General features: G+C 64.1%; 24 protein-coding genes. 15 read left to right on the top strand and 9 right to left on the bottom strand.

The genetic code is table 11. The features are described 5' to 3' along the window. Positions 1–8: 8 nt before the first annotated feature. Positions 9–623: a DedA family protein gene (locus tag D4Q51_RS14790; protein ID WP_120078577.1), complete on the top strand. Its 615-nt coding sequence runs from the start codon at positions 9–11 to the stop codon at positions 621–623. Here D4Q51_RS14790 and D4Q51_RS14785 read toward each other — a convergent pair. Together D4Q51_RS14785 and hemW are read right to left on the bottom strand one after the other, a co-directional pair. After that, on the bottom strand, positions 620–1,516 hold the full coding sequence (locus D4Q51_RS14785) for a tyrosine recombinase XerC (RefSeq protein WP_120078576.1): 897 nt from the start codon (positions 1,514–1,516) through the stop codon (positions 620–622). The genes D4Q51_RS14790 and D4Q51_RS14785 overlap by 4 nt on opposite strands. After that, entirely contained in the window at positions 1,513–2,664 is a 1,152-nt protein-coding gene (gene hemW, locus D4Q51_RS14780; protein WP_120078575.1) for a radical SAM family heme chaperone HemW, read from the bottom strand. The genes D4Q51_RS14785 and hemW overlap by 4 nt, the downstream gene beginning before the upstream one ends. An 80-nt stretch (positions 2,665–2,744) precedes the next feature. Between hemW and D4Q51_RS14775 the strand changes: the two genes are divergently transcribed. Beyond that, complete coding sequence (locus D4Q51_RS14775; RefSeq protein WP_240624777.1) at positions 2,745–3,254, top strand: CAP domain-containing protein; 510 nt, start codon at positions 2,745–2,747, stop codon at positions 3,252–3,254. On the opposite strand, the gene rdgB is transcribed toward D4Q51_RS14775, so the two are convergent. Continuing rightward, a complete protein-coding gene (rdgB, locus tag D4Q51_RS14770; RefSeq protein WP_120078574.1) occupies positions 3,251–3,880 on the bottom strand; it encodes an RdgB/HAM1 family non-canonical purine NTP pyrophosphatase in 630 nt (209 codons plus the stop codon). The genes D4Q51_RS14775 and rdgB overlap by 4 nt on opposite strands. Further along, entirely contained in the window at positions 3,877–4,590 is a 714-nt protein-coding gene (rph, locus tag D4Q51_RS14765) for a ribonuclease PH (protein WP_120078573.1), read from the bottom strand. Before rph ends, rdgB begins: the two co-directional genes overlap by 4 nt. Before the next feature lie 59 nt (positions 4,591–4,649). Here rph and hrcA point away from each other — a divergent pair, with 59 nt between their 5' ends. The 3 genes from hrcA (at position 4,650) to D4Q51_RS14750 (ending at position 6,645) form a co-directional block, all read left to right on the top strand. Next, positions 4,650–5,693 carry a heat-inducible transcriptional repressor HrcA gene (gene hrcA, locus D4Q51_RS14760; RefSeq protein WP_120078572.1) on the top strand — a complete coding sequence of 348 codons (1,044 nt, stop codon included), beginning with the start codon at positions 4,650–4,652 and terminating at the stop codon, positions 5,691–5,693. A gap of 8 nt (positions 5,694–5,701) precedes the next feature. Then, on the top strand, positions 5,702–6,280 hold the full coding sequence (locus D4Q51_RS14755; RefSeq protein ID WP_120078571.1) for a nucleotide exchange factor GrpE: 579 nt from the start codon (positions 5,702–5,704) through the stop codon (positions 6,278–6,280). Between the two features lie 74 nt (positions 6,281–6,354). Further along, a complete protein-coding gene (locus D4Q51_RS14750) occupies positions 6,355–6,645 on the top strand; it encodes a glycine zipper domain-containing protein (RefSeq protein WP_120078570.1) in 291 nt (96 codons plus the stop codon). Between the two features lie 9 nt (positions 6,646–6,654). Here the strand turns inward: D4Q51_RS14750 and D4Q51_RS14745 are convergent, their stop codons facing one another. The 3 genes from D4Q51_RS14745 to D4Q51_RS14735 are packed head-to-tail and all read right to left on the bottom strand — an operon-like array spanning position 6,655 to position 8,445. Continuing rightward, positions 6,655–7,359: a cysteine hydrolase family protein gene (locus tag D4Q51_RS14745; RefSeq protein WP_120078569.1), complete on the bottom strand. Its 705-nt coding sequence runs from the start codon at positions 7,357–7,359 to the stop codon at positions 6,655–6,657. Between the two features lie 45 nt (positions 7,360–7,404). Next, the gene (locus D4Q51_RS14740) at positions 7,405–7,914 is read right to left on the bottom strand and encodes a vgr related protein (RefSeq protein WP_120078568.1); all 510 of its coding nucleotides are present in this window, start codon (positions 7,912–7,914) and stop codon (positions 7,405–7,407) included. A 27-nt stretch (positions 7,915–7,941) separates the two neighbouring features. Then, positions 7,942–8,445 (bottom strand): copper chaperone PCu(A)C, encoded by a 504-nt coding sequence (locus tag D4Q51_RS14735; RefSeq protein WP_120078567.1) that lies wholly within the window; start codon positions 8,443–8,445, stop codon positions 7,942–7,944. Between the two features lie 187 nt (positions 8,446–8,632). On the opposite strand from D4Q51_RS14735, the gene dnaK reads away from it, so the two are divergent. After that, positions 8,633–10,570 (top strand): molecular chaperone DnaK, encoded by a 1,938-nt coding sequence (gene dnaK, locus D4Q51_RS14730; protein ID WP_120078566.1) that lies wholly within the window; start codon positions 8,633–8,635, stop codon positions 10,568–10,570. Positions 10,571–10,645: 75 nt separating this feature from the next. Next, positions 10,646–11,773: a molecular chaperone DnaJ gene (gene dnaJ / locus D4Q51_RS14725; RefSeq protein WP_120078565.1), complete on the top strand. Its 1,128-nt coding sequence runs from the start codon at positions 10,646–10,648 to the stop codon at positions 11,771–11,773. Here dnaJ and D4Q51_RS14720 read toward each other — a convergent pair. Next, positions 11,770–14,088: a patatin-like protein gene (locus D4Q51_RS14720; RefSeq protein WP_120078789.1), complete on the bottom strand. Its 2,319-nt coding sequence runs from the start codon at positions 14,086–14,088 to the stop codon at positions 11,770–11,772. The two genes, dnaJ and D4Q51_RS14720, sit on opposite strands and share 4 nt — an antisense overlap. A gap of 91 nt (positions 14,089–14,179) precedes the next feature. Between D4Q51_RS14720 and radA the strand changes: the two genes are divergently transcribed. The 7 genes from radA to D4Q51_RS14685 all read left to right on the top strand — a co-directional run bounded on the left by radA (position 14,180) and on the right by D4Q51_RS14685 (position 21,488). After that, complete coding sequence (gene radA, locus D4Q51_RS14715) at positions 14,180–15,547, top strand: DNA repair protein RadA (protein WP_120078564.1); 1,368 nt, start codon at positions 14,180–14,182, stop codon at positions 15,545–15,547. Positions 15,548–15,559: 12 nt separating this feature from the next. Next, positions 15,560–16,087 carry a CvpA family protein gene (locus D4Q51_RS14710; protein ID WP_120078563.1) on the top strand — a complete coding sequence of 176 codons (528 nt, stop codon included), beginning with the start codon at positions 15,560–15,562 and terminating at the stop codon, positions 16,085–16,087. Next, the gene (locus D4Q51_RS14705; protein ID WP_205689511.1) at positions 16,084–16,515 is read left to right on the top strand and encodes an iron-sulfur cluster assembly scaffold protein; all 432 of its coding nucleotides are present in this window, start codon (positions 16,084–16,086) and stop codon (positions 16,513–16,515) included. Before D4Q51_RS14710 ends, D4Q51_RS14705 begins: the two co-directional genes overlap by 4 nt. Positions 16,516–16,546: 31 nt before the next feature. Beyond that, the gene (locus D4Q51_RS14700) at positions 16,547–18,184 is read left to right on the top strand and encodes an MFS transporter (protein ID WP_120078562.1); all 1,638 of its coding nucleotides are present in this window, start codon (positions 16,547–16,549) and stop codon (positions 18,182–18,184) included. Further along, positions 18,171–19,220 carry an alanine racemase gene (alr, locus tag D4Q51_RS14695; protein WP_120078561.1) on the top strand — a complete coding sequence of 350 codons (1,050 nt, stop codon included), beginning with the start codon at positions 18,171–18,173 and terminating at the stop codon, positions 19,218–19,220. The genes D4Q51_RS14700 and alr overlap by 14 nt, the downstream gene beginning before the upstream one ends. 70 nt (positions 19,221–19,290) lie before the next feature. Next, positions 19,291–19,845, top strand: coding sequence for a polyhydroxyalkanoate synthesis repressor PhaR (gene phaR / locus D4Q51_RS14690; RefSeq protein ID WP_120078560.1), 555 nt, complete (start codon positions 19,291–19,293; stop codon positions 19,843–19,845). 98 nt (positions 19,846–19,943) lie between these two features. Continuing rightward, entirely contained in the window at positions 19,944–21,488 is a 1,545-nt protein-coding gene (locus D4Q51_RS14685) for an aminoacyl--tRNA ligase-related protein (RefSeq protein ID WP_120078559.1), read from the top strand. A 25-nt stretch (positions 21,489–21,513) separates the two neighbouring features. Here the strand turns inward: D4Q51_RS14685 and D4Q51_RS14680 are convergent, their stop codons facing one another. Further along, a complete protein-coding gene (locus tag D4Q51_RS14680; RefSeq protein ID WP_162925350.1) occupies positions 21,514–23,511 on the bottom strand; it encodes a M3 family metallopeptidase in 1,998 nt (665 codons plus the stop codon). A 114-nt stretch (positions 23,512–23,625) separates the two neighbouring features. Between D4Q51_RS14680 and D4Q51_RS14675 the strand changes: the two genes are divergently transcribed. Continuing rightward, the gene (locus tag D4Q51_RS14675) at positions 23,626–24,990 is read left to right on the top strand and encodes a M28 family peptidase (RefSeq protein WP_120078557.1); all 1,365 of its coding nucleotides are present in this window, start codon (positions 23,626–23,628) and stop codon (positions 24,988–24,990) included. Positions 24,991–24,998: the final 8 nt, after the last annotated feature.

Raw genomic sequence — 24,998 nt, 5'->3', positions numbered from 1 at the left:
ACTAGGGCATGGACACCCTCATCATCGACCTGATCGAGCGCGGCGGATACATCGGCATTTTCCTGCTGATGGCGCTGGAGAACATCATTCCGCCCGTGCCCAGCGAAGTCATCATGGGCGTGGGCGGCCTGCTGGTGCAGCGCGGGTCCATGGAGTTCTGGCCGCTGCTGCTGATCGGAACGCTGGGTACCGTGGCCGGGAATTACTGCTGGTACTGGCTGGGGGACACCTACGGCTACCAGCGGCTCGAACCGTTCGTCGATCGCTGGGGGCGGTGGCTGACGGTCGATTGGGAGCATATTGCCAAGGCGCAGTTGTTCTTCGTCAGGCGAGGGCACTGGGTGGTGTTCTTCCTGCGCTTCTCGCCGTTCCTGCGCACGATCATCTCGCTGCCTGCTGGCCTTGCCCACATGCCCAAGGGCAAGTTCCTGCTGTTCACCTTTGCCGGGTCGCTGATCTGGAATGCACTGCTGATCAAGGGCGGCGAGTGGCTGGGCCACTGGCTGGAGGATTCGCAGCACATCATCGCCTGGATCATCCTGGGCATGATCGCGCTGACTGTGGCCGGCTACGTGTGGCGCCTGTTCACATGGACACCGCGCGCGGAGCGTGAGGAGGACTAGTCGTTTTCGCGCGGATGCGCGGAGCGATAGGCGTCCAGCATCTTCGCCGCATCGACCTTGGTATAGATCTGCGTCGAGCCGAGACTCGCGTGACCGAGCAATTCCTGCAGGCTGCGAAGGTCCGCTCCCGATCCCAGCAGGTGCGTGGCGAAGCTGTGCCGCAAGGCATGCGGCGTCGCGGTGGAAGGGAGTCCCAGCGCTTTCCTCGCGCGGGCCATCGCTTTCTGGACCATTCCCTGTGACAGGGCACCGCCGCGAGCGCCCTTGAACAGCGGGTCGCCCTTCTCCATCGGATGAGGGCAGGCATCGACGTAGGCTGACACTGCATCGCGCACGACCGGGATGAGGGGAACGACGCGCTGCTTGTTGCCCTTGCCGGTCACGACCAGCGTCTCACCCAGCGGCAGGTCGTCCACCGTGAGCGACAGGGCTTCGGCGACGCGCAGGCCCGCGCCATACATCAGCAAAAGCACCGCGGCGTCGCGCTTCCCCGTCCAATCACTCGCCGCCGTGCCATGCACCATTTCCGCGATGCCGACGGCTTCATCGGGCGTAACGGGCCGGGGCAGGCCCTTCTTGATGCGCGGCCCGCGAAGGCGCGGTGCGGTGCCGGGATCGGCCCCAACCTGCTCGCGGGCGAAGGCGATGAAGCCCTTGAGCGCGGAAAGCTCCCGCGAAGCCGACACGTTGCCGATCCCGTCGGTCCGGCGCGTGGCGAGGTGGCCGCGAAGCTCGCGTGTCGAGACTTTCGCCACCTCGTCCCAGTCCGAAAGGCCGACGGCCAACAGCAGCCGCTCCGCCGTCGCGACATAGGCGCGAACCGTGTGCGGGCTTCTCCGCCTGCCGGTAGCGAGATGGTCTCGCCATTGATCGAGCAGGGCCGATGCGCTCATGCCGAAACCAGTTCGTCCGCCACGATTTCCGCCAGCAGCGCGTCGAGCAGCGGCATTCCGTCCGGCGTCATCCCGATACGCGAGCCATTTTTCCAGGCGAGGCCGAGGTCGGCGTAATGCGAAAGTTTGGCGTGGTCGATCAGCGCGCCGGGGTCGACAGACAGGCGATTACCGAGCATTTCGAGATCGACCCCTTCCGCCAGTCGCAGTCCCATCAGCAGCGCTTCCGAGGCCTGCTCCCCCCGAACGAGGGCGCGCTCTTCCTTCAGACCGTGCCCGTTGCGGGCGACAGCATCGAGCCAGTTCTCGGGCTTCTTGTGCCGAAGGGTGGCAAGGCCGCCGCGACGGCCATGGGCTCCGGGTCCGATCCCGGCGTAATCCTCGTATCGCCAGTAAGTGAGGTTGTGTCGGCTTTCCTCGCCGGGACGCGCGTGGTTGCTGATCTCGTAGGGCGGCAAGCCCGCTGCTTCGGTCAGTTCGCGGGTGAGCGCGAAGAGGTCCGCGGCGCGGTCGTCATCCAGCGGAGTGAAGCCGCCGCGCCGCACGTCGGTGGCGAAGCGGGTGCCCGGCTCGATAGTGAGCTGGTAGAGCGAGAGGTGCCCGGTGCCGAAGCCAAGGGCGCGTGAAAGCTGGTCGCGCCAGTGCGACTCGGTCTGGTCTGGAAGAGCATAGATGAGGTCGAAAGATACACGGTCGAACACGGCCTGCGCGGTGTCGAGCGCCTTCAGCCCCTCTGCAGCGTTGTGCAATCGGCCAAGGAACGTGAGCGCGCTATCGTCCAGCGATTGAAGGCCCAGCGACACGCGATTGACTCCCGCCGTTGCGAGCGCCGCAAAGTTGGCAGCTTCTACCGACGAAGGATTGGCTTCCAGCGTGAGCTCGATGCCGGGCGCGAAGCCCCAGAGTTTCTCCGCCTCTGCCAGCAGGGTCTCGACCAGTGCAGGCGGCATCAGCGACGGCGTGCCACCGCCGAAGAAGATCGAGTGCAAGGGTTCCCCACCAGCCACTTCGGCCTCGTGCCGCAGGTCTGCCAGCAGGGCAGATTGCCATGCGTCTACCTCCACACTTTCGCGCACGTGCGAGTTGAAGTCGCAGTAGGGGCATTTCGCGAGGCAGAAGGGCCAGTGAATGTAGAGCGCGCGGGCCATGGGGTTGTTTTCAGTCTCCGTTAACTTGCAATAGCCAAGGTGGGCGCATGGGAAAAGGACGGGTCGCATTCGCCGCTGCTATGGCTGTCACAACGCTTGGCGCTTTCGTCGCGGCGGGTTCGCCCCTTGCCGCGCAGCAGCGCGACCGCATCAATCCCTTCGCCATGGGGCTTCTGGAAGAACACAACCGCGCCCGTGCCGATGTGGGCGTGCCGCGCCTCGAATGGAGCAATCGCCTTGCGCGCGACGCACACGAGTGGGCGCAGCACCTCGCGCGACAGGGCCGGATGATCCACGCCAATCGGGAGCAACGCAACGCCGCGGGCGAGAACCTGTGGATGGGCCATGCCGGATACTACGGGCCGGACGTGATGGTGGGCGGCTTCGTTAACGAGCGGCAGCATTTCAGGAACGGCACTTTCCCGCAGGTCTCGCGAACTGGAAACTGGCGGGATGTCGGCCACTATACCCAGGTGATCTGGCGCGGCACACGGGAAGTCGGCTGCGCAGTTGCGAGGGGGCAGACGAACGACTTCCTCGTCTGCCGCTATTTCCCGGCGGGCAACGTTTACAACCAGCCTGTTTTCTAAACGCCGAACTGGTCGGCCTTCAGCTTGGCAAAGGCATCGGCGCGGTGGCTGATCGCGTGCTTTTCCTCCGGGTCCAGCTCGGCAAAGGTCTGCTCTCGTCCGACCGGCACGAACACGGGATCGTAGCCGAAGCCCATCGTTCCGCGCGGCGGCCAAGTGAGCGTGCCATCGGCGCGGCCTTCGTAGACGACGTGTTCGCCATCGGGCCAGGCGAGGGCGAGGACGCAGGAGAACCAGCAGTCGCGGGGCACGTCCGACCCCTTGGCCTGCAACATCCCCTCGACCTTGCCCATCGCCATGTACCAGTCGCGGCCCGGCTCGCCTTCGAAGAACTGCCGCTCGGCCCAGTCGGCGGTGTAGACGCCGGGGCGACCGTCCAGCGCAGCGACCGACAGGCCGCTGTCATCGGCGAGGGCGGGGAGGCCCGAGGCCTCCGCCGCTGCGCGCGCCTTGATCAGCGCGTTCTCGACGAACGTGGTGCCGGTTTCGGGCGGCTCGGGCAGGCCGAGCGAACCCGCCGAGATGCAATCGAGCCCGTACGGCTCCAGCAGCTTGGCGATTTCCTTCAGCTTGCCCGCGTTGTGCGTGGCAATGACGAGCTTGCCCGATCCCAGCTTGCGGCTCATTTCGTCGCCGCGTCCTGCGCTTTGAAGATTTCCGCGCAGCCCATCTGGGCGAGACGCAAGAGGCGCAGCAGGCCTTCCTCGTCGTAGGTCGCACCTTCGGCAGTCGCCTGCACCTCGGCGATCTGGCCGCCTTCGATCAGCACGAAGTTGGCGTCGGCATCGGCGTTGGAATCCTCGTCATAGTCGAGGTCCAGCACCGGGGTGCCCTGGTGGATGCCGCAGGAAATCGCGGCGATCTTGGCTGTCAGCGGATCTTCCTTGATCGCGCCTGCTTCCATCAGCTTGTTCACCGCCATGCGCAGCGCCACCCAAGCGCCGCTGATCGAAGCGGTGCGGGTGCCGCCATCGGCCTGGATCACGTCACAATCGAGCGTGATCTGGCGCTCACCCAGCTTCTCCATGTCGCACACGGCGCGCAAGCTGCGACCGATCAGACGCTGGATTTCCTGCGTACGCCCGCTCTGCTTGCCCTTGGCCGCTTCACGCGAACCGCGGGTGTGCGTGGCGCGGGGAAGCATCGAGTATTCGCCCGTGACCCAACCCTGACCCTTGCCGCGCAACCACGGCGGGATGCGTTCTTCAACGCTGGCCGTGCACAGCACGCGCGTATCGCCAAAGCTGATCAGGCAGGAGCCCTCGGCGTGCTTGGTGAAGCCGGTTTCGATGGTAATGGCGCGCATTTCGTCAGGCGCGCGGCCGGAAGGTCGCATGGAATTCTCCGATTGAGGCATTTGCGACTTGCGCCCTAGCGACTAGATAAGGCGCTGTCATGGCTTCTCCACCGATCACCGAACTGACAGCGCGCGCAAAGGAGATATTCCGCCTCGTGGTGGAGGATTACCTCGCCAGCGGGCAGCCGGTCGGCTCCAAGACACTGGCGCAGCGCGGGGAAGTGAACCTGTCACCCGCCTCGATCCGCTCGGTGCTGAGCGAACTCGAAGGTTTCGGCCTCCTGGCAGCGCCGCACACCAGCGCCGGGCGGATGCCGACGGACCTCGGCCTGCGCCTGTTCGTGGACGGTATCATGCAGGTTGCCGAGCCGACGCAGGCGGAACGGTCCGCCATCGCCAAGCAACTGGCGACACCCGGTCCCATCGAGGAAGCGCTGGAAACGACCAGCGCGCTCCTTTCCAACCTTTCGGGCGCGGCAGGCATGGTGATGGTGCCCCAGCGAGAGGCGCGGCTTACCCAGTTGAGCCTCGTTCCGCTTGACCAGACCCGCGCTCTCGCGGTGCTGGTGGGAGAGGACGGGCATGTCGAGAACCGCGTGCTGGAACTCGACGCGCCAGCTTCACCCAGCGCCTTGCAGGAGGCGGGCAATTACATCTCCGCCCGCTTGCAGGGCCGTACGCTGGCTGAGGCGGGCAAGGCCATGCAGGCCGAGATCGCGTCGGGCAAGAGCGCGCTCGACGAAGCCAGCCAGCGGCTTGTCGAAGCGGGAATCGCCACCTGGACCGAGGATGCGGCCAAGCGCCCTGTCCTGATCGTGCGCGGCGCGTCCAACCTGATCGACGAAAGCGCGGCGACAGACCTGGAGCGCGTGCGGCAATTGCTCGACGACCTTGAAAACAAGCAGTCGGTGGCGCAATTGCTCGACAGCGCGCGGCAGGCGGAATCGACCCGCATCTTCATCGGGGCGGAAAACCGGCTGTTCGCATTGTCCGGCTCGTCCGTCATCGCCGCCCCCTATCGCGACCGCGAGGGGAAGGTGGTCGGCGTGCTGGGCGTAATCGGTCCCACGCGCTTGAATTACGCGCGCGTGGTTCCCATGGTGGACTTCACCGCCCATTCCCTGGGCAAGAGATTTGGTTAGCGAGACACATGATCGAGAACGACAAGAACCGCGACGAAGCGGTTGAAAAGGAATTGGAAGGCGTACCCGAGGAACTGCTTTCGGACGAGCCGACGGTAGAAGAGCAGGGCGGTTTCGAAGAGGAACTGGCGCAGCTGCGGTCCGACCTCGAAGCGGCCAAGCAGGAAACGCTCTACGCCAAGGCCGAAGCGCAGAACCAGCGCCGCCGCCTCGAGAAAGAGGTGCAGGACGCGCGGGCCTATGCCGCGACTGGCTTTGCCCGCGATATCCTGAGCGTTGCCGACAACCTCGCCCGCGCTATCGACGCGATCCCGGAAGACCTGCGCGAAGACAGCAAGTTCAAGGGCCTTGTCGCCGGGATCCAGGCGACCCAGCGCGAGCTGGACAAGGTGTTCAGCCAGCACGGCATCACCCGCATCGCGGCTATGGGCCTGCCGCTCGACCCGAACCAGCACCAGGCGATGATGGAAGTGCCCACGAACGAGGCCGAGCCCGGCACCGTGGTGCAGGAAATGCAGGCGGGCTACATGATCAAGGATCGCCTGCTGCGTGCCAGCATGGTAGGCGTTGCGAAGAAGCCCGAATAAGGCGCGGATTCGCGGAACCGATTGGCATGACCAACCGTAAGTTCCTCAATACGGGGGACTTACGGAGAATTACCATGAATACGAAATTGCTACTCGCCCCCGCGCTGGTCGCCTCGACGATGGGTCTTGGTGCCTGCGCAGACAACTATGCGGTTGAGGGTGGCCTTGCCGGTGCCGCCGCTGGCGCAGCCGGTGCCGCCCTGCTTGGCGGCGATATCGAGACCTACGCGCTTGCCGGTGCCGCAATCGGCGGCGTTGTCGGCTACGCTACCGACAAGAACGACCGCTGCGACGGCTACTACGGCGACGGTCGCTACGTCGATGACGACTGCCGCGGCTACGACGGTTACGAGCGCTACTGGTAAGCGCGCAGATCAGGCGGCTGCTTCGGCAGCCGCCTGTTTCGTCAACATACCTTCCAGTTCATCGACAGTTCGCAGGTCTGCGAAGGCCAGCGCCATGCTGTCGAGCGTGCCTGCATGGGCCTCGTCGCTGAGCGCCGCGCAGGCGTCGACAGCCATGATCACGCGGTAGTTGAGCTGCATGGCATCGCGCGCCGTGCTTTCGCAGCAGCAATTGGTCAGCGTGCCGGAAATCAACAGGTTCTCGATACGGCGTTCGGACAGGATGGAGTGCAGGTCGCAGGTGCCCGGCGTGAATGCGCTGAAGCGGTGCTTGTCGACCAACAGATCGGCGGTATCGACCTCGATCTCCGGCCACATCTGCCAGTAATCCGCGCCCTTCGTAAATGCCTCACGGTGGGCGGCAATACCGTCCATCATGCGCTCCGCAAATATCGGCCAGGCCGCCGGACCCTCGGGATCGGGCGTGGTGAAGCGCAGGAAGACATTGACCCCGCCGGCATCACGCACTGCGCGGCTCAAGCGGTTGATCTCGTCCACCACGCCTCGGGCTTCGGGCACCTCCACCGGCGCACCTTCGGCAACGAAGCCGTTCTGCATGTCCACGATCAGGTGCGCGGTCTTCGCCGGATCGATCGATTGCCAGATATTCCCGATATCCCCGCGCACTTCGGCGTGGCTCTTCAGGATGGCTGCGTGGTCTACCTTGTGCGGCATCGACGGTCCCTCTCTCTCCTTGCGCTTCGCGGCCTCTCTCTCTTGCTAGCCCGGCCTTGCTGCTCCGGGAAAATTCACCAGCACATCATATGCAGCAGGGTCGCCAACGCCAGCCAGTTTGTAACCGTTACGTAGCAGGAAGGCGTGCTCGACGATGCGCGCCTGCTGCTCGATGCCGTACTTTGTCAGCGGCCATCCCGGCTTCAGCGAATAGTCGTAAGTCGCCCACGGCATCCGGTTGAGGACCAGATACCAGTCTCCGCGCGTCTGGGTCTGCCAGACATGGGTCATTTCGTGGATGAACAGCGCCTGCCGGGTGATGGGCGCGCTGGCGAAATCATCGCAATAGGTATCGCCCAGAGGATGGAAATGGATATGGCCACGCGGAGCCATGGTGATCCGCCTGGGCTGGAAGAACGCCCATTTCCGGCGCCTTATACGGACTTTCGCATAATCGATGGCATCGCCGAACATGCTGCGGGCAAGCGCAACCTCTCCCTCGCTCAGCGGTCTTTCGCCGCCGATGGGGCAGGAGGTCGCGCTGCCTGCATCCATTATTCTGCCCAAATTATTCCACCCAGATTAATCCGCGTCGCCGCCCGGCGCATCGCCCGGTGCACGGATTTCGACCGGGAAACTAACCTTGTCGCCACCGACGAAGGTCAGCGTGACTTCGGTCTCTCCGCCGACTTCCAGCGTATCGGCCAGGTCCATCGCCATCACGTGATAGCTCTCCGGCTCGAAGGCCAGGTTGCCGCCCGCGGGCACATCGAGCTGCATTACCTCATCCATGGAAGGCTGCAGGTTCCACTCGCTCATCTGGTGGAGCATGGCGCTGCCCGCACCTTCCACGTAGGCGGAGCGGATCATGCGATTGGTATCGCTCGAATTGCTGACAGTGAAATAAACGGCTGCCGGATTTCCGGAGACGGCGGGAAGGGCCATCCAGCCATCGGAAACGGTGATGCCGGCAGGGGCATCGGGTTCCGCGTCCGCCGCGGGCTCCTCGGCCTCACCGCCGCAGGCTGCCGTTGCCATGACCAGGCCCAGCGCCGCCACGGAAGCCAGAATGCTCTTTGTATTCATCGAATTCCCCTCTCAGAAGATACGCGGATTTCTAGTCGCCGCGCTCCCTTGTGCCAAGCAAAACCGCTCCTATATCCGCCTTCGATACACAGCTTTTCACGAGCTGCCGAGTGGCCTTGCCATCAGGATCCCCGCGGGATCGGGGGGCCGAACGTGCAGCGTCCAACACTGAAAGAGATGGGGAATTATGAGCAAGATTATCGGTATCGACCTTGGCACCACCAACAGCTGCGTCGCAGTGATGGAAGGCGGCAAGCCCAAGGTTATCGAGAATTCGGAAGGCGCGCGCACGACGCCCTCGATCGTGGCCTTCACCAAGGATGACGAGCGCCTGATCGGCCAGCCTGCCAAGCGCCAGGCCGTCACCAACCCGGACAACACCCTGTTCGCGATCAAGCGCCTGATCGGTCGTCGGTTCGATGATCCGACCACCAAGAAGGACATGGACATCGTTCCCTATGACATCGTCAAGGGCAAGAATGGCGATGCCTGGGTCGAAGCAGGCGGCGAAGAGTATTCGCCCAGCCAGATTTCCGCCTTCATCCTGCAGAAGATGAAGGAAACCGCCGAGAGCTATCTTGGCGAAACCGTGACCAAGGCGGTCATCACCGTTCCCGCCTACTTCAACGATGCGCAGCGCCAGGCAACCAAGGATGCCGGCCAGATCGCCGGGCTTGAAGTAGAGCGCATCATCAACGAGCCGACTGCGGCCGCGCTCGCCTATGGCATGGACAAGGAAGACGGAAAGACCATCGCCGTCTACGACCTTGGCGGCGGCACCTTCGACGTCTCGATCCTCGAAATCGGGGACGGCGTGTTCGAAGTGAAGTCGACCAACGGCGACACCTTCCTGGGCGGTGAAGACTTCGACAACGCGATTGTCGACTACCTGGCCGAGCAGTTCAAATCCAAGGAAAACATGGACCTGAAGACCGACAAGCTCGCTCTTCAGCGCCTGAAGGAAGCTGCCGAGAAGGCCAAGATCGAGCTTTCCAGCAGCCAGACAACGGAAGTGAACCTGCCGTTCATCACCGCGCGCATGGAAGGTGGCTCGTCCACTCCGCTGCACCTGGTGGAAACGATCAGCCGCTCCAAGCTGGAGCAACTGGTGGGTGATCTCATCAAGCGCACGCTGGAGCCGTGCAAGAAGGCGCTGGCCGACGCCGGCGTTGCCAAGGACGGCATCGACGAAGTGATCCTGGTGGGCGGCATGACCCGCATGCCCAAGGTTCGCGAAGTGGTGGAAGAGTTCTTCGGTTCCAAGCCGCATACCGGCGTGAACCCGGACGAAGTCGTGGCCATGGGCGCTGCCATCCAAGCAGGGGTTCTGCAGGGCGACGTGAAGGATGTGCTGCTGCTCGACGTGACCCCGCTTTCGCTGGGCATCGAGACGCTGGGCGGCGTGTTCACCCGCATGATCGACCGCAACACCACGATCCCGACCAAGAAGACGCAGGTCTACTCCACCGCCGAGGACAACCAGGGCGCTGTGACGATCCGCGTATTCCAGGGCGAGCGTGAAATGGCGGCGGACAACAAGCTGCTCGGCCAGTTCGACCTTGTCGGCATTCCTCCCGCACCGCGCGGCGTGCCGCAGATCGAAGTGACTTTCGACATCGACGCCAACGGCATCGTGAACGTGTCCGCAAAGGACAAGGGCACGGGCAAGGAACAGCAGATCCGCATCCAGGCCTCCGGTGGCCTTTCGGACTCCGACATCGAACAGATGGTGCAGGATGCCGAGAAGTTCGCCGACGAGGACAAGAAGCGCCGCGAATCCGCCGAAGTCCGGAACAACCTCGACAGCCTGGTGCACGCCACCGAGAAGCAGCTCGAGGAAAATGGCGACAAGATCGACGCTGGACTGAAGGGCGAGATCGAAACCGCGGTTTCCGAAGCGAAGGAAGCTCTGGAAGGCAGCGAGATCGAAGCCATGAAGGCCAAGAGCGAAGCCTTGACGCAGGTCGCCATGAAGATGGGCCAGGCCATTTACGAGAAGGAACAGGCTGCCGGCGCTGACGCCGCTGCCGATGCCGCAGCCAGCGATGCTTCCTCCTCCGCCGAGGAAGAAGAAGTTGTCGATGCCGAGTTCACCGAGGTGGACGAAGACAACGGCAAGTCCTGATCGGTTTAATGATGGACAAACCAACCGCCACCGACGCTTTCCGCGCCGGTGGCGGTACGGTTTGGGGGTTCTTTAATGTCTGCGACTGAAGTCGATTTCTACGAACTGCTTGGCGTCTCGCGCGATGCCGATGGCGCGACGGTCAAGTCCGCCTATCGCAAGATGGCGATGAAATACCATCCGGATCGCAATCCGGGCGATGCCGAGGCGGAAGCCCGCTTCAAGGCGTGCAGCGCCGCCTACGAAGTGCTGAAAGACCCGCAGAAACGCGCCGCCTACGACCGTTACGGTCACGAAGCCTTCCAGCAAGGCATGGGTGGTGGCGGCGGCCATCACGGCGCGGAATTCAGCGATCTTGGCGATATTTTCGAGACCATTTTCGGCAGCGCCTTCGGCGGCGGTGCCAGCGGACGCGCCCGCCCGCGCCGCGGGGCGGACCTGCGCTACGACATGCAGGTCTCTCTGGAAGAAGCGTTCCACGGCAAGTCCACCCAGATCACCGTGGAAGTGGCCGCGACCTGCGACACCTGCGAAGGTTCCGGCGCGGAACCGGGCACCGGCAAGCGTCGCTGCGAGCTGTGCCACGGCCACGGCAAGGTCCGCGCGCAGCAAGGCCTGTTCGTGATCGAGCGCCCGTGCCCCACGTGCAGCGGGCGCGGCGAGGTGCTGGAACAGCACTGCCATTCGTGTCGGGGCGAAGGCCGGGTGGACCAAGAGCAGGTCCTCGATGTCGAGATTCCGCCCGGCGTCGACAACGGCACCCGCATCCGCCTCTCCGGCAAGGGCGAGGCCGGGCCGATGGGCGCGCCTGCGGGCGATCTCTACATCTTCGTGCATATCAAGGAACACCCCGTCTTCGCCCGTGAAGGCACGGCGCTGTTCACGCGCGTACCCGTCAGCTTCACTGTTGCCGCGCTGGGTGACACGCTGGAAATTCCCGGCCTCGATGGCGAGAAGCACTCGATCGACATTCCTGCGGGCATCCAGTCCGGCAAGCAATTGCGCAAGCGCGGAGCGGGTATGCCCGTCCTGCAAGGGCGCGGTCGCGGAGACCTGGTAGTGGAAGTGATGGTAGAAACGCCCACCAAGCTTTCATCCCGCCAGAAGGAACTTCTGCGCGAATTCCGCGAGACCGAAACGGGTGAGGAATGCCCGGAAAGCCGCGGCTTCTTCGACAAGCTGAAAGAAGCCTTCGGGGGTTAACCCGCTCCCAGCTTGGCGATGATCTCTTCCCGCAGCGATGCGATCAATTGCGGATTGCAGTTGTCACGCTCCGCTTCCTCGTCGCAGATTGCCAGAAAAGCATCGCGCTTCACGGCCAGGCAATGCGCCTCGTCATGGCCGCCGGGAATTGTCGAGCAGACGAGATCGATCATCCGCTCCGCCCCGTGGAGACGGCCCCACAGGTAATCGTTCTCGCGATAGGCGCGGCTGAAGAACGCGCCGAAGTTGAAGAACTCGGTGCCGCGCAGCGTCGCCGCCGTGCCGCCGTCGCGAATGGCCTTTGCGTCCTCCGGGCTGATCCGGTCGACCTTTACCGGATCGAACTCCGTCAGGCCTTCGTTTCTCAGTAGCGGGAGCGTGGCCACGTCGTAGAATGGGAAGCCGAGGTAAGCGAGCAGCACGCGCCGCCGCAGGTCTTTCGGCATGGCACCCAACGCTTCGCACAAGACCTCTTCCGCAGCCTCGTCCGTCGCGCGCAATGCGCGCCGTTGGGCCAGCCCATTCAGGAACCGGCCCGGATCGTCCATCACCCCGGCGGCGATCTCCGCGAAATCGAGGCCGAGGTTCTGCGGGTCTTCCTTGGCGAAATAGAGCGTCAGCGTGCGGTAAACGGCGTCGCGCGCGTCCTCCAGCCCCTCGTCGGGAATGTCGGGATCGTGCTCCCAGTCGCGTGAAAGCCTTCGTGCCAGCAGTCGCAACCGGCGGATGCGGAAAGCCAGGTCGTGATCCCGGAAGAACGCGATGGCCGCCTCGCTCGCGCCGCCGCCTTTTTCCGCGCTGAGCCGGGTCATGTCGTGCGCGTCGATTTCCTGTCGTAGCCGCGCTGCGATTACCGGCGCGCTCGGCATGTCCGCCATGTTGGCGGCGCGGCGGGCAAGGTCTGCCAGCCTGTCTATGATGCCGCTCAGCTTTGCCTGCGCATAGGAGTGGAAGGCGTAACCGGCCTGCTCCGCCGCCGCCTGCTGGGCGCGCGCGCGCCAGTTGGCGAGGCGCTTTCGATTGGGCCGGTCAAGGAAAAGCGTATAGCCGAACAGCCTGTCCACCGCGCCTTCGACTTCGGAACGCAAAGCGGCCACCATCTTGCGCAGGTTCTCAGCCTCGCGCGTCTGCTTTTCGAGCACCTCCAGATTATCGCGAATCGGTTGTTCACGCGGGATGGCGGAAAGCGAACCGGCGATGGCCCCGAAGAAACTCACCGGCTTCACGGCCTCGCCTTCCGCTGGCCGCGGGCGTCGGGGGGAGGGGTCGATGTAGACGAAGCGCCGGTCCACCTCCCGCTGAGCGGGCCGCACGGTGAGCGCTTCGATTGCGCCCTCGAACGGCGCATTGTTCAGCACCGATCCGTCGACCAGCGCGACGTGGTCTATCGTGCCGCGATTCACGTGCGTTGGCATGACGCGCCGCAGGAATTCTTCGCGCTCCTGCCAGTCACCGCCGCACACCTCGTCGATCTCGGCGATGCGCAGCGGAGGGAACGCGCCGGGAAAACTTGCCGTCGCCCGCGCCGCCAGCGTGAGCTCGCACAATTGCGCAAGGTTCTGCCCGCCCTCGATCGGCGTGTGGGCGCGAAAGGCGATAGGCGTGCGATGTTCTGGCTCCTCCACCTGCGGCGGGCTGTTGAGGCGCAACGTCTCGAGCCGCCCGCGAAAATCGGTCGCTGTCACCAGCAAGTCGAGCGGGTGGCGCGAGGGTAGCAGGGGTTCGCCGGACGGGCTCTGTTCCATTGCCTTCAAGGCATTGTGGATCAGCCGCGAGAAACCGGCCCCGGAAAACGGCGGCTCGAACCAGCGCCCGCGCACGAGGCTGGAAATCTTGCGCCGTACCTCGTTCCGGGTTTCGACGGCGACGGTTTCGGTCACCGTGTTGCCGGGCCCTCGCGTCAGATACCAGACGATCGGTCGCATGTAGACGCGCGCTGCGGGCGACCACGGCCGAGCTTCGGGCTCCACCAGTCGTTCGACATCGGCGTTCTTCAGCCACAATTCGGTCAGGGGCTCCAGGCTCTGGCCGGAATGGATAGCCTGGGCGAGGAAGACGGCGTTGATGCCGCCCGCACTGGCCCCGGTTATTATATCGGGCAGCACACGCAGGCGAAGCCCGCGATCCTCCTCGATATGGCGGAGCAGGTCATGGTAAACCGCTTCCACACCCGATAGCCGGGCGCGATCCGAGGCGTGGTAGGCGCGGCTGGCGCGGGCGAGTTTCCAGATTTCCTTGGTGACGCCGTGCATGTAGACCGCCAGGCTGACACCGCCATAACAGACCAGCGCAATTCTTAGCTCTTTCTGCCGCATCTCCTGCTTGATGGCAGATGCGGCGCGTCGTGGCCAGATGCCGCATTCTGCGCGCTTGCGTTCCGCTTTCGTTCCGGTTAGCGGTTGAGCCATGGCAAAGCCCAAGAAGCGTTTCATCTGTACCGACTGCGGCAGCGTGTCCCACCGCTGGCAAGGGCAATGCCCCGATTGTTCGCAGTGGAATTCACTTGTCGAGGACACCCCCGACACGGCGTTTACCGCCAAGCACGATCTATCGAGCGGGGGGAGGGCGATTGCCTTCGAATCGCTTGATGCTCCGACCAAGCCACTCGCGCGGCGGACAACCGGCATCGCCGAGTTCGACCGGGCCCTGGGCGGCGGGCTGGTGCCCGGTGCCGCGATCCTGATGGGCGGGGAGCCGGGTATCGGCAAGTCCACCCTGCTGTTGCAGGCTGCGGCAAAGATCGCGCAGGAAGGCGGCAGTGCGGTTTACGTAAGCGGCGAAGAAGCGACCGGGCAGGTGCGAATGCGCGCGGCGCGGCTGGGCCTCTCCAAGGCCCCGCTGAAGCTCGCAGCGGCAACGTCGGTGCGCGATATTCTCACCACGCTCGGGCAGGATGAGCCGCCACAACTGCTGGTGGTCGATTCGATCCAGACCATGCATTCAGACATGATCGAAGGCGCGCCCGGCACTGTCAGCCAGGTGCGCGCGAGTGCGTTCGAACTTATCCGCTATGCCAAGGAACGGGGCACCGCGCTGGTGCTGGTGGGCCACGTCACCAAGGATGGCAACATTGCCGGGCCGCGTGTGCTGGAACACATGGTCGACACGGTGATGAGTTTCGAGGGAGAGCGCAGCCACCAGTACCGCATCCTGAGATGCCTGAAGAACCGCTTTGGCGCGGTGGACGAGATCGGCGTGTTCGCGATGGAAGGGCACGGGCTGGACGAGGTGGGCAACCCGTCCTCGCTGTTCCTCTCGGGTCGGGACGAGCCTATCGCCGGTGCCGCAGTTTTCCCCGCGCTGGAAGGCACCCGACCGGTGCTGGTCGAAATACAGGCGCTGATCGTCCGCCTGCAGTCCGGGGCGACGCCGCGCCGCGCAGTGGTGGGCTGGGACAGCGGCCGGCTCGCCATGCTGCTGGCAGTGCTGGAATCGCGTTGCGGTCTCAGTTTCTCGACGGCGGAGGTCTACCTGAACGTTGCGGGAGGCTACCGCCTAGCCGATCCTGCGGCGGACCTGGCCGTTGCCGCCGCACTCATCAGTGCGCTTGCAGACAAACCGCTGCCCGCCAGCGCCGTGTGGTTCGGCGAACTCGCCCTGTCGGGGGAGGTTCGCCCGGTTGCCCACGGCAATGTGCGACAGAAAGAGGCGGCAAAGCTTGGCTTCAAGACCGCTTTCGGCCCGGCAGACGGCGGGCAGGACGTTGCTGGCTTGCGATATTCGGATGTGAACGCGGTCTCGTCTCTCGTTGACCGGGTCATGGCATCGGCATAAGTCTTTCGCCGGATGACGGGATTTGATCTGATCGTTTTGCTGATCGTAGGGGTCGGCGCAATCGGCGGGTTCCTGCGCGGATTCGTGCAGGAAGTCCTGTCGATCATGGCGTGGGTTCTGGCGATCTTCGCGATCCGCTTTCTGCATACGGACCTGACTGCTGCGATCCTCGACTTCATGGGCTCGCCAATCACCGCTTCGATCCTCGCATTTGCTCTGCTGTTGCTGATCCCCTACGCCGCGATGAAGCTGATCGCCCGCATTGCTGGACGTTCGACGCGCAACTCCGTGCTGGGACCGATCGACAGGGTGCTGGGCTTCGGGTTTGGCGCTTTGAAAGGCGTCATCATCGTGGTGATCGCCTTTTCCCTGCTGGTGCTGGGATATGATACGGTGTGGGGTGCGAAAGGCCGCCCACTGTGGATCGCGGAAGCGCGGACCTACCAGCTGGTCGATGCCGGATCGCGCGCGATGGTGCAGATCATTGCGGAGCGCCGGGCGCGATTGCTGGAAGAAGATGAAGAAGAAGAAGCCGGATGAGCGCCGAACGGCTCTACACCCCCCGGATGCTGTCCGCTGCTGTCGAACTGGCGAATATGCCGCCGCTGGCGGAGGCCGATACCCGCGGCTCCGCCCGCTCCCCAGCGTGCGGCTCCACGATGGAGCTTGATCTCGGCATCGATGGGCAGGACAGGATCGCTGTCGTGGGTATGAAAGTGCGCGCCTGCGCAGTTGGACAAGCCGCCGCCGCAATCTTTGCCCGCCATGCGAGGGGCAAGAGCGCAGCCGATATCGACGCCACCCTCGAAGCTATGGCGGCATGGCTGGACAGCGGTGGCACGCTGCCGAACTGGCCCGATCTCGATCTGATCGCGCCCGCGCGCGACTATCCCGGTCGGCACGGGGCCATGCTGTTGCCGTGGAAGGCCGCCAGCGAAGCCCTTTCCAGCGCGAACGCGGCGGGCTAACGCTTCTCTCGTCGAAATCTCGGGGGAGCACATGGCGACATCGGCCGCAAGCACACACCACGAACCCAGCGCCAAGGAAATCCGGCTGGTCATCGCCGCCAGTTCAGCAGGGACCATCTTCGAATGGTACGATTTCTTCATCTACGGCACGCTGGCGGCCCTGATCGGCGCCGCGTTCTTCCCCAGCGACAACGAGACGCTGCAATTGCTGCTGGTCTGGGCGGGCTTCGCCGTCGGCTTCGGCTTCCGTCCCCTGGGCGCCATCCTGTTCGGGTTCCTGGGAGACAGGCTGGGGCGCAAGTACACCTTCCTCGTCACCGTTACCCTGATGGGCGTGGCGACGGCAGGCGTGGGCCTGATCCCGACGGCGGCGACCATCGGCATCGCCGCGCCGATCATCGTGATCTTCTTTCGCATCCTGCAGGGGCTAGCTCTGGGCGGGGAATACGGCGGTGCCGCGATCTACGTGGCCGAACACGCGCCGCCGGAAAAACGGGGATTCTACACCAGCTTCATTCAGGCGAGCGTGGTTGGCGGGTTCGTGCTCTCCATCCTCGTCGTGCTGGCCTGCCGCGCGCTGATTCCCGCCGACGAGTTCGTGGAATGGGGCTGGCGCGTGCCTTTCCTGCTCTCGCTGATCCTGCTGGGCATTTCCCTGTGGATGCGCTTCAAGCTTTCGGAAAGCCCGGTGTTCCAGGCGATGAAGGAGGCAGGCGAGACCGCCGGAAACCCCTTCATCGAGAGTTTCACCTATCCCGGCAACAAGCGCCGCATCTTCGTGGCGCTGTTCGGAATCACCGGCATCCTCACCACCATCTGGTACACCGCCTTCTTCTCCAGCCTCTCGTTCCTGCGCGGCCCGATGCGGATGGAAGAAGGCTTGGTTGAGGTGATCATGCTCGTCTCCGGCGCGATTGCGATGAGCTTCTACCTCGTCGTCGGCAAATGGTCGGACAGGGTGGGGCGCAAGAAGCCGATCATCATCGGCGCGCTACTCACCCTGGTGCTGATCTTCCCCCTGTTCTGGGGCATGGGCTCGCTCGCCAACCCTGGCCTGCAACGCAGCGCAGAGGAAGCGCCGGTGGTGGTAAGCGGAAACGAGTGCAGCTTCGATCCCTTCGCCGAGGTGCAGGCAACGCAATGTGGCCGCGTGTTGCAGGATCTTACCGCACTTGGTGTACCATATGATCTGCGCGGCGGCGCGTCAGGAGATACATATATCCCCTCCACAGTCGATATCGGTGGCGCAACCCTCGATTACAGCACGCTCGATCAAGAAAACAGGCGCGCGGAAATACGCGGCGCGCTCGAGGCGCAGGGCTATGACTTCTCGGTCCAGACGCCGCCTGTGGCCAACATCCTCGGCATCGTCGCACTGCTGCTAGGCTTCGGCATGTTGTCCGCACTGACCTACGGCTCGGTGGCGGCGCTGCTGGCGGAGATGTTTCCGCCGCAGATCCGGTATTCCTCGCTTTCCATCCCCTATCACATTGGAGCCGGTTATCTTGGCGGCTTCCTGCCGCTGATTGCAGGCTACATCCAGGCGCGCACGGGCGATGTCTATGCCGGCCTGTGGTACACTTGGGCCGTGGTTGCCTTTGGCGCAGTCGTAGCATGGTGGGGCATCAAGGGCGGACCTCCGCGCGAATTCTCCGATGAACATTCCTGACCTCCCGCCGGCGACGCTGCGCCTGCGGATCGACACGGCGGCACTCGCCGATAACTGGCGCGCGCTGGACAAGCTCTCCGGTAACGCAAGGGCGGGCGCTGCGGTGAAGGCGGATGGCTATGGCCTCGGCATCGATCACGTGATGCCCGCCTTGCTGGGTGCAGGGGCGAGGCAGTTCTTCGTCGCGCACTGGAGCGAGGTGCCCGGTGTGCTTGCTCACACGGACGGCGGCAGCATCGCCGTGCTGCACGGCGTGGGAAATGCGCAGGAAGCCGCTTTCGCGCAGGCAACCGGCGTCCTGCCGATTATCAATTCGCTTTACCAGGCGCAGGTCTGGCTGGAGGCGGGCGGCGGGCCGTGCCACCTGATGGTGGATACCGGGATCAACCGCCTCGGCGTGGAACCATGCAAGCTCGGCGATCCGGCGATCCGGCAGCTTCAGGTCGATACGCTGCTGTCCCACCTAGCCTCGGCGGACGAGGACACGGAGCAGAACCGCGCCCAGCTTCACGCTTTCCGCGAGGCTTCGCAGCAGGTTCAACCCAAGGCACTCAGCCTCGCGAACAGCGCCGGGATTGCGCTGGGTGCAGACTATCACTTCGACCTGACCCGGCCCGGTCTCGCACTCTATGGCGGCATCCCGCGCGAAACGCTGTGCGATGCGGTGCAGCAGGTCGCCTACGTCGAAGCTGCCGTGCTGCAGGTGAGGGAACTGGGTGCGGGCGACAAGGTTGGCTACAACGCCGTATTCGCCGCAGCTAGGCCGATGCGCGCGGCAACAGTCTCACTGGGTTATGCCGATGGTATTCTGCGCTCCTGGGGCGCTGAAGGTGCGATGCAACATGACGGGCGAAGGCTACCGATCATCGGACGGGTATCGATGGACATGATCATCCTCGACTGCACCGATACCGACCTTTCAGAGGGCGATTTCTGCAATCTTTCCTATACTTTGCCGCAGGCTTCTCGAATCTCCGGCCTCTCACAGTACGAACTGCTGACGCTGCTGGGAAACCGTTTCGAAAGGGTCTCCTGACTAGAAGGATTGGCAATTCAATGCTGCAAGTGCTAAGCACGCAAGAACAATAAGCGCAGGAAATCGCATTATGGCCAAGAACACTGCCGATGGTGATACGATCATCATCAAGAAGTACGCCAACCGTCGCCTCTACAACACGCAGTCATCCAGCTATATCACCCTGGAAGACCTGGCGCGGATGGTGCGCACGGGCGTGGATTTCCAGGTGCTTGACGCCAAGACCGGCAGCGACATCACGCACACGATCCTGACGCAGATCATCATGGAGGAAGAGGCCAACGGAGAGCACATGCTGCCCGTCAGTTTCCTGCGCCAGCTGATCGGCATGTACGGCAATTCGATGCAAGCCATGATGCCGCCCTACCTTGAGGCGACGATGGAAAATTTCCAGTCGAACCAGAGCAAGCTGCGCGAGGCGTTCCAGTCCAGCATGGGGCCCGATGCCTTTACCAAGATGGCCGAACAGAACATGGCTATGTTCCAGGCTGCGGCCGGTGCATTCATGCCCGGTGGAAGCGCGGCACCTCTGGCCACGCAGCCGGAAGGGAAGTCCGACGAGATCGATGCCCTGAAAGCGCAGATGGCCGCAATGCAGCGCAAGCTGGACGAACTGGGCAAATAATCCACCGACAGCGGACAGCCGCTTTCACGCAAAACTCGACATCGCCCCCGCGCAGCGTCATGGGGCGTGCACCTTCTATTTGCCCGCGAGATTCGCCGATGTCTGCCATACGCCACGCCCTCAACACCAAGCGCGAGGATGATTTCGCCGCCTGGTATCAGGAAGTCATTTCAGCCGCCGACATGGCCGAGGAATCGGGCGTGCGGGGCTGCATGGTCATCAAGCCGTGGGGCTACGGCATCTGGGAACGAATGCAGCGCCTGCTCGATGACCGGATCAAGGCGGCGGGCGTGCAGAACGCCTACTTCCCGCTGTTCATCCCGCTCAAGAATTTCGAGCGCGAGGCCGAACATGTCGATGGCTTCGCCAAGGAAATGGCCGTCGTCACGCACCACCGTCTGATTGCCGACGGGGAAGGGGGCCTGATCCCCGATCCCGAAGCCAAGCTGGAAGAGCCGCTGGTGGTGCGCCCCACGTCCGAAACCATCATCGGCGATGCCATGAGCCGCTGGATCCAGTCGTGGCGCGACCTGCCGCTGCGCCTGAATCAGTGGGCCAACGTTGTGCGCTGGGAAATGCGCACCCGCATGTTCCTGCGCACCAGCGAATTCCTGTGGCAGGAAGGCCATTCCGCCCACGCCAGCGCGGAAGAGGCGCAGGCCGAGACGATGATGGCGCTGGAAATGTACCGCGCCTTTGCCGAGGAAGACGTGGCCATTCCCGTGATCGCGGGCGAGAAGCCGGAGAACGAGCGTTTCCCCGGCGCTGTCGAAACCTGGTCGATCGAGGCCATGATGCAGGACGGAAAGGCGCTGCAGGCAGGCACCAGCCACTATCTCGGCACCAATTTTGCCCATGCGGCAAATATCAAGTACCAGAACGATGCCGGGCGCGAAGTGCTGTGCCACACGGTGAGCTGGGGCGTGTCCACGCGCATGGTCGGCGGCCTGATCATGGTGCATGGCGACGACGACGGGCTGCGGGTGCCGCCCGCGCTTGCCCCCTTCCAAGTGGTGATCCTGCCAATGCTGCGCGACAAGCCCGAAGACGAAGCGCTGCTCGACTATTGCGAGGGACTTCGCGCCGCCATCGCCGGGCAGACTGCGCTGGGCGAACCGACCCGCGTGCTGCTGGACAAGCGCCCCGGCAAGGCTGCGGCCAAGCGCTGGGACTGGGTACGCAAGGGTGCGCCAGTCGTCATCGAGGTCGGAGGCCGCGACATGGAGAACGGCGTTGTCAGCCTGCTGCGCCGCGATGCGCTGTGGAATACCGAAACCGGCAAGCCCGAGTTCCAGAACCCGGACCGCGATCTTTGCGCGCAAAGCATTCCGGGCGTTCTCGCCGACATGCAGAACGGCATGCTGGTGGAAGCGCGCGAGCGGCGCGAGGCGAATATCCGCCGCGACATTTCGGACATGGATGCCCTGGCCGAACACTTCAGCCGCGAGGCGAAGTATCCCGGCTGGGTGGAAGTCCAGTGGGCGAAGCCGACCGGCGATGCGCTCGCCAAGGTGGTCGAAACCCTGAAGGAGCTTCGCCTTACCTTGCGCAACGTGCCGATGCACGCGCCGCCCGCAGACGGCACCTGCATCTTCACCGGCGAACCCGCCGTGGAGCGTGTCTACGTCGCCCGAGCCTATTGATCGGAAAGGGTGAGGCCGCCCGGCCTCACTCCTCCGGCAATCCCTGCTCCAGGTCTTCGCGGAATGCGTCAAACGAGATGTCGCGTCCCACGAAATCGCGCACCAGTTCTGCTGCGGGCTTCGTGCCGCCCGGCTCCAGCACCAGCCGGCGATAGTCCGCGGCAGTTTCAGGGTTGGTCAGCCCCTCTGCTTTGAAGCGACTGAACATGTCCGCGGCGATCACGCGCGACCAGCCGTAGGTGTAGTAGGCCGCGCCGTAGCCATCGAGGTGTCCGAAGGCCGCCTGCATTTCCGATGTGGGGGAGATCGGCACCAGCGAATAGGCCTGCTGCCATTCGCGCGCCGCCTCACCCAGATCGTCCGGAATGGGCTGCGTGTAGTAATTGTAGGACGTGGCCGTCAGCCCCAGCTGGCGCATTTCGAACATGCCCTGGTTGAAATGACGCACGGCGTTCATCCGCTCCACCAGTTCGCGCGGGATCGTCTCGCCTTCCGCATTCACGGCGAAAGTGGCAAGCGTATCGTAGTCGTAGACCCAGTTCTCGAGGATTTGCGACGGGGCTTCGATGAAATCCCACTCAACGCTGATCATCGAATTGCTGGCCATTTCGTGGCGGCTGCCGAAGATGAAGTGCAGCACGTGGCCGAATTCGTGCAGGAAGGTCGTTACCTGTCCGTGCTCCATCAGGCCTTCGGGCATGTTCTGCACTAGCGCCGCGACGGGCACCTGCCCATCGGCGGGTGAGCCTGCGTAAAGCGGCACGACATTGGCGTGGGTGTACTTACCCGGGCGCGGGTGCGAATCGAGATAGAAGCGCCCGATCACTTCGCCGTCCTCGACGAGTTCGTAAGCCCCTACGCTGTCGTGCCAGACCGGCGCGTTCCACTCGCGCACTTCAACGTCGAACAGCCGCTCGGTCAGGTCGAAAATGCCGTCGCGCACGTTGTCGTGCTGGAAATACTGCCGTGCTTCCTGCGGGTCGTAATCGTAATTCGCCTGCTGCACCTTGGGGCCAAGCCATCCCAGCTGGTAAGGCTCGATCCGCTCGGCACCGGGGCGCAGTTCCTGAAGCATCGCGAACAGCTGTGCGTAATCGGCTTCCGCCACAGGGCGCGCGGCCTCGTCAGTCTGCTCGATCAGGTCCTCCACCTGGTCGGGCGTATTGAGCATCCGGTTGGCGAATTGCAGCGCGGCGTAGTTCTCGAACCCCGTCAGCTGCGCCAGTTCGTCGCGCAGCGTGAAAATCTCGCGCAGCACGTCGTCGTTCGCGGGCCATGCGCGCTGACCGTAAAGTTCGGAGTAACGACGGCGCAGGTCGTCGCTCTCGGCGTAGGTCATCACCGGCACGTAATCTGGCGATGCCGTGGTGAGAGTGATCATCCCGTTCTCGCCCACTTCGCGTGCATCGATGTAGTCCTGCGGCAGGCCGGCAAGTTCTTCGGGCGCGACTTCGATGGTGCGCACGTCCTCGGCAATGTTCTGGGCGAATTCGGTGGAGAGGTCCGCCAGTCGGGCGTTGATTTCCTGCACTCGCGCACGCTGCGCATCGTCCAGCGAAACGCCTGCACGGCGGAAAGCGTCCATCGTTGTTTCGTAGAAGCGTCGGTTGGCCGGGTCGGCACCCGACACGTCGAGCTCGGATAGCCTGTCATAGATCGGCCGCGACAGCGTGATCTCGCTGGCAAGCCCGGCGATCCGCGCCGCACAGGCACCGCCCGCCGCGCGCGTTTCTGGGGTCAGCAGCACCTGCTGGTAAAGCCCGGCTTCCGAACTGGCGGAGAACAGCAGGGCGGAAAGATCGTCGAACCGGGCCAGCGTGTTGGCAACCGTTGCCGCATCGGCATCGCCCAGCATGGCATCGCGATACAGATCGATCTGGCTGGCGTAGTAGTCGCAGCGATCCTCGATCTGGTCCACCGTGGGGTCGGTCATCACCGGGCCTAGCAGATTGTAGGCCTCGCCCGCCTGGACAGGCGTTGCAAGCGCGGTGGTGGCAGCAAGTGCCAGTGCAAACTTTCTCACGATGATGTTCCCCTTCATACCCGGACGGGCGGAAGCGGAAATGCTATAACGAACCGGTTACACCTGCAATCGGCCACCTTGCATTGGGGCCGAGAATGGGCGACTTCTCGACCAATGCGCTATTATCTCCTGCCAGCGGCATGTCTCGCCGCCTTCGCCACCCCCGTCCTTGCTCACGAAACCAGCGGCGATCCCGCCGCGCCCGTTTCGCAGGAGCGTTTGCAGTCAGATGTTGAGACGCTGGTCTCCTTCGGCACGCGCCACACGCTCTCCAGTCTCGACGATCCGGAGCGCGGCATCGGCGCGGCACTGGACTGGGGCCGGGCCGAGTTCGAGGAAGCGAGCGCGGCTTGCGGAGGGTGCCTCGACGTCAGTTTCGTGGAACGCGAGATGGGCGGCAGGCGCATCCCCGAGCCGGTGCTAATCCGCAACGCCGTCGCCATCCAGCGCGGCACGGAACGGCCGAACGAAGTCGTCATCATCCAGGGCCATATCGACAGCCGCGCCTCCGACGTGATGGATGCGACAAGCGAGGCTCCCGGTGCGAACGACAACGCCAGCGGCAGTGCGCTGGTACTGGAAGCCGCGCGGGTGCTGAGCCAGCGTGAATATCCCACCACCATCGTCTACGCTCTGTTGATGGGCGAGGAGCAGGGGCTTTACGGCGGCACCCTTCTGGCAGACTACGCGGCGGAGCAGGGCTGGACCGTCAAGGCGGTCCTGAACAACGACGTGGTCGGCGGCTCTTGCGGTAGTGACGGGGTTTGCGATGCCGAACACGTGCGCGTTTTCTCCGAAGGGGTGCGCGCCGATGCGGACGAGCAGACCCGCGCGATGATGCGCAGCATGGGCGGCATCAACGACAGCCCCAGCCGCAACCTGTCGCGCTTTCTCGACCAACTCGCAGAGGGCGAGCCGACCGGTCTCGACGTGCGGCAGACATGGCGCAGCGACCGCATGGGGCGGGGCGGGGACCACCTGCCGTTCCTCGACCGGGGCTATCCCGCCATCCGCTTCTCTGTCGCAATCGAGGATTACGAGCACCAGCACCAGGACCTGCGCGTGGAAGACGGCACAACCTACGGCGACACCATCGACGAGATGGACTTCGGCTATCTCGCTGATGTGACGCGCCTGAACGTGCGCGCCGCCGACGTACTGGCGCGCACGCCGATGCCGCCCGTCGTGCAGAGCGACGGCATCGTGCGGCCCGACGTGCTGCTGGAGTGGGAGCCGGTGGCAGGCGCAGTGCGCTACAACGTATGGCGCAGGCGCACCGATGACCGTGACTGGTCGTGGCGCGAAACCCTGCGCGCAGACCCGGCGGCGGACCTCAATTCCATCGTCCTTGCGCCCGATCGCGGGGACGACTGGATCTTCGGGGTCAGCTCCGTGGCGGCGGACGGGGCGGAAAGCCCTGTCTCCAGTGCGGTGCCCGGCGGACAATTCTATCCGCTACCCGTCGACAGCGGGGAATAGCGCCCCCA

The organism is Aurantiacibacter odishensis, assembly GCF_003605195.1.
Lineage (GTDB): Bacteria > Pseudomonadota > Alphaproteobacteria > Sphingomonadales > Sphingomonadaceae > Alteraurantiacibacter > Alteraurantiacibacter odishensis.
This window is presented reverse-complemented; position numbering and strand designations above follow the sequence as displayed.

Bases quoted from the DNA above. Each gene is read 5' to 3' on its own strand.
- D4Q51_RS14790 (WP_120078577.1), top strand. From the start codon at position 9: ATGGACACCCTCATCATCGACCTGATCGAGCGCGGCGGATACATCGGC.
- D4Q51_RS14785 (WP_120078576.1), bottom strand. From the start codon at position 1,516: ATGAGCGCATCGGCCCTGCTCGATCAATGGCGAGACCATCTCGCTACC.
- hemW (WP_120078575.1), bottom strand. From the start codon at position 2,664: ATGGCCCGCGCGCTCTACATTCACTGGCCCTTCTGCCTCGCGAAATGC.
- D4Q51_RS14775 (WP_240624777.1), top strand. From the start codon at position 2,745: ATGGCTGTCACAACGCTTGGCGCTTTCGTCGCGGCGGGTTCGCCCCTT.
- rdgB (WP_120078574.1), bottom strand. From the start codon at position 3,880: ATGAGCCGCAAGCTGGGATCGGGCAAGCTCGTCATTGCCACGCACAAC.
- rph (WP_120078573.1), bottom strand. From the start codon at position 4,590: ATGCGACCTTCCGGCCGCGCGCCTGACGAAATGCGCGCCATTACCATC.
- hrcA (WP_120078572.1), top strand. From the start codon at position 4,650: ATGGCTTCTCCACCGATCACCGAACTGACAGCGCGCGCAAAGGAGATA.
- D4Q51_RS14755 (WP_120078571.1), top strand. From the start codon at position 5,702: ATGATCGAGAACGACAAGAACCGCGACGAAGCGGTTGAAAAGGAATTG.
- D4Q51_RS14750 (WP_120078570.1), top strand. From the start codon at position 6,355: ATGAATACGAAATTGCTACTCGCCCCCGCGCTGGTCGCCTCGACGATG.
- D4Q51_RS14745 (WP_120078569.1), bottom strand. From the start codon at position 7,359: ATGCCGCACAAGGTAGACCACGCAGCCATCCTGAAGAGCCACGCCGAA.
- D4Q51_RS14740 (WP_120078568.1), bottom strand. From the start codon at position 7,914: ATGGATGCAGGCAGCGCGACCTCCTGCCCCATCGGCGGCGAAAGACCG.
- D4Q51_RS14735 (WP_120078567.1), bottom strand. From the start codon at position 8,445: ATGAATACAAAGAGCATTCTGGCTTCCGTGGCGGCGCTGGGCCTGGTC.
- dnaK (WP_120078566.1), top strand. From the start codon at position 8,633: ATGAGCAAGATTATCGGTATCGACCTTGGCACCACCAACAGCTGCGTC.
- dnaJ (WP_120078565.1), top strand. From the start codon at position 10,646: ATGTCTGCGACTGAAGTCGATTTCTACGAACTGCTTGGCGTCTCGCGC.
- D4Q51_RS14720 (WP_120078789.1), bottom strand. From the start codon at position 14,088: ATGCGGCAGAAAGAGCTAAGAATTGCGCTGGTCTGTTATGGCGGTGTC.
- radA (WP_120078564.1), top strand. From the start codon at position 14,180: ATGGCAAAGCCCAAGAAGCGTTTCATCTGTACCGACTGCGGCAGCGTG.
- D4Q51_RS14710 (WP_120078563.1), top strand. From the start codon at position 15,560: ATGACGGGATTTGATCTGATCGTTTTGCTGATCGTAGGGGTCGGCGCA.
- D4Q51_RS14705 (WP_205689511.1), top strand. From the start codon at position 16,084: ATGAGCGCCGAACGGCTCTACACCCCCCGGATGCTGTCCGCTGCTGTC.
- D4Q51_RS14700 (WP_120078562.1), top strand. From the start codon at position 16,547: ATGGCGACATCGGCCGCAAGCACACACCACGAACCCAGCGCCAAGGAA.
- alr (WP_120078561.1), top strand. From the start codon at position 18,171: ATGAACATTCCTGACCTCCCGCCGGCGACGCTGCGCCTGCGGATCGAC.
- phaR (WP_120078560.1), top strand. From the start codon at position 19,291: ATGGCCAAGAACACTGCCGATGGTGATACGATCATCATCAAGAAGTAC.
- D4Q51_RS14685 (WP_120078559.1), top strand. From the start codon at position 19,944: ATGTCTGCCATACGCCACGCCCTCAACACCAAGCGCGAGGATGATTTC.
- D4Q51_RS14675 (WP_120078557.1), top strand. From the start codon at position 23,626: ATGCGCTATTATCTCCTGCCAGCGGCATGTCTCGCCGCCTTCGCCACC.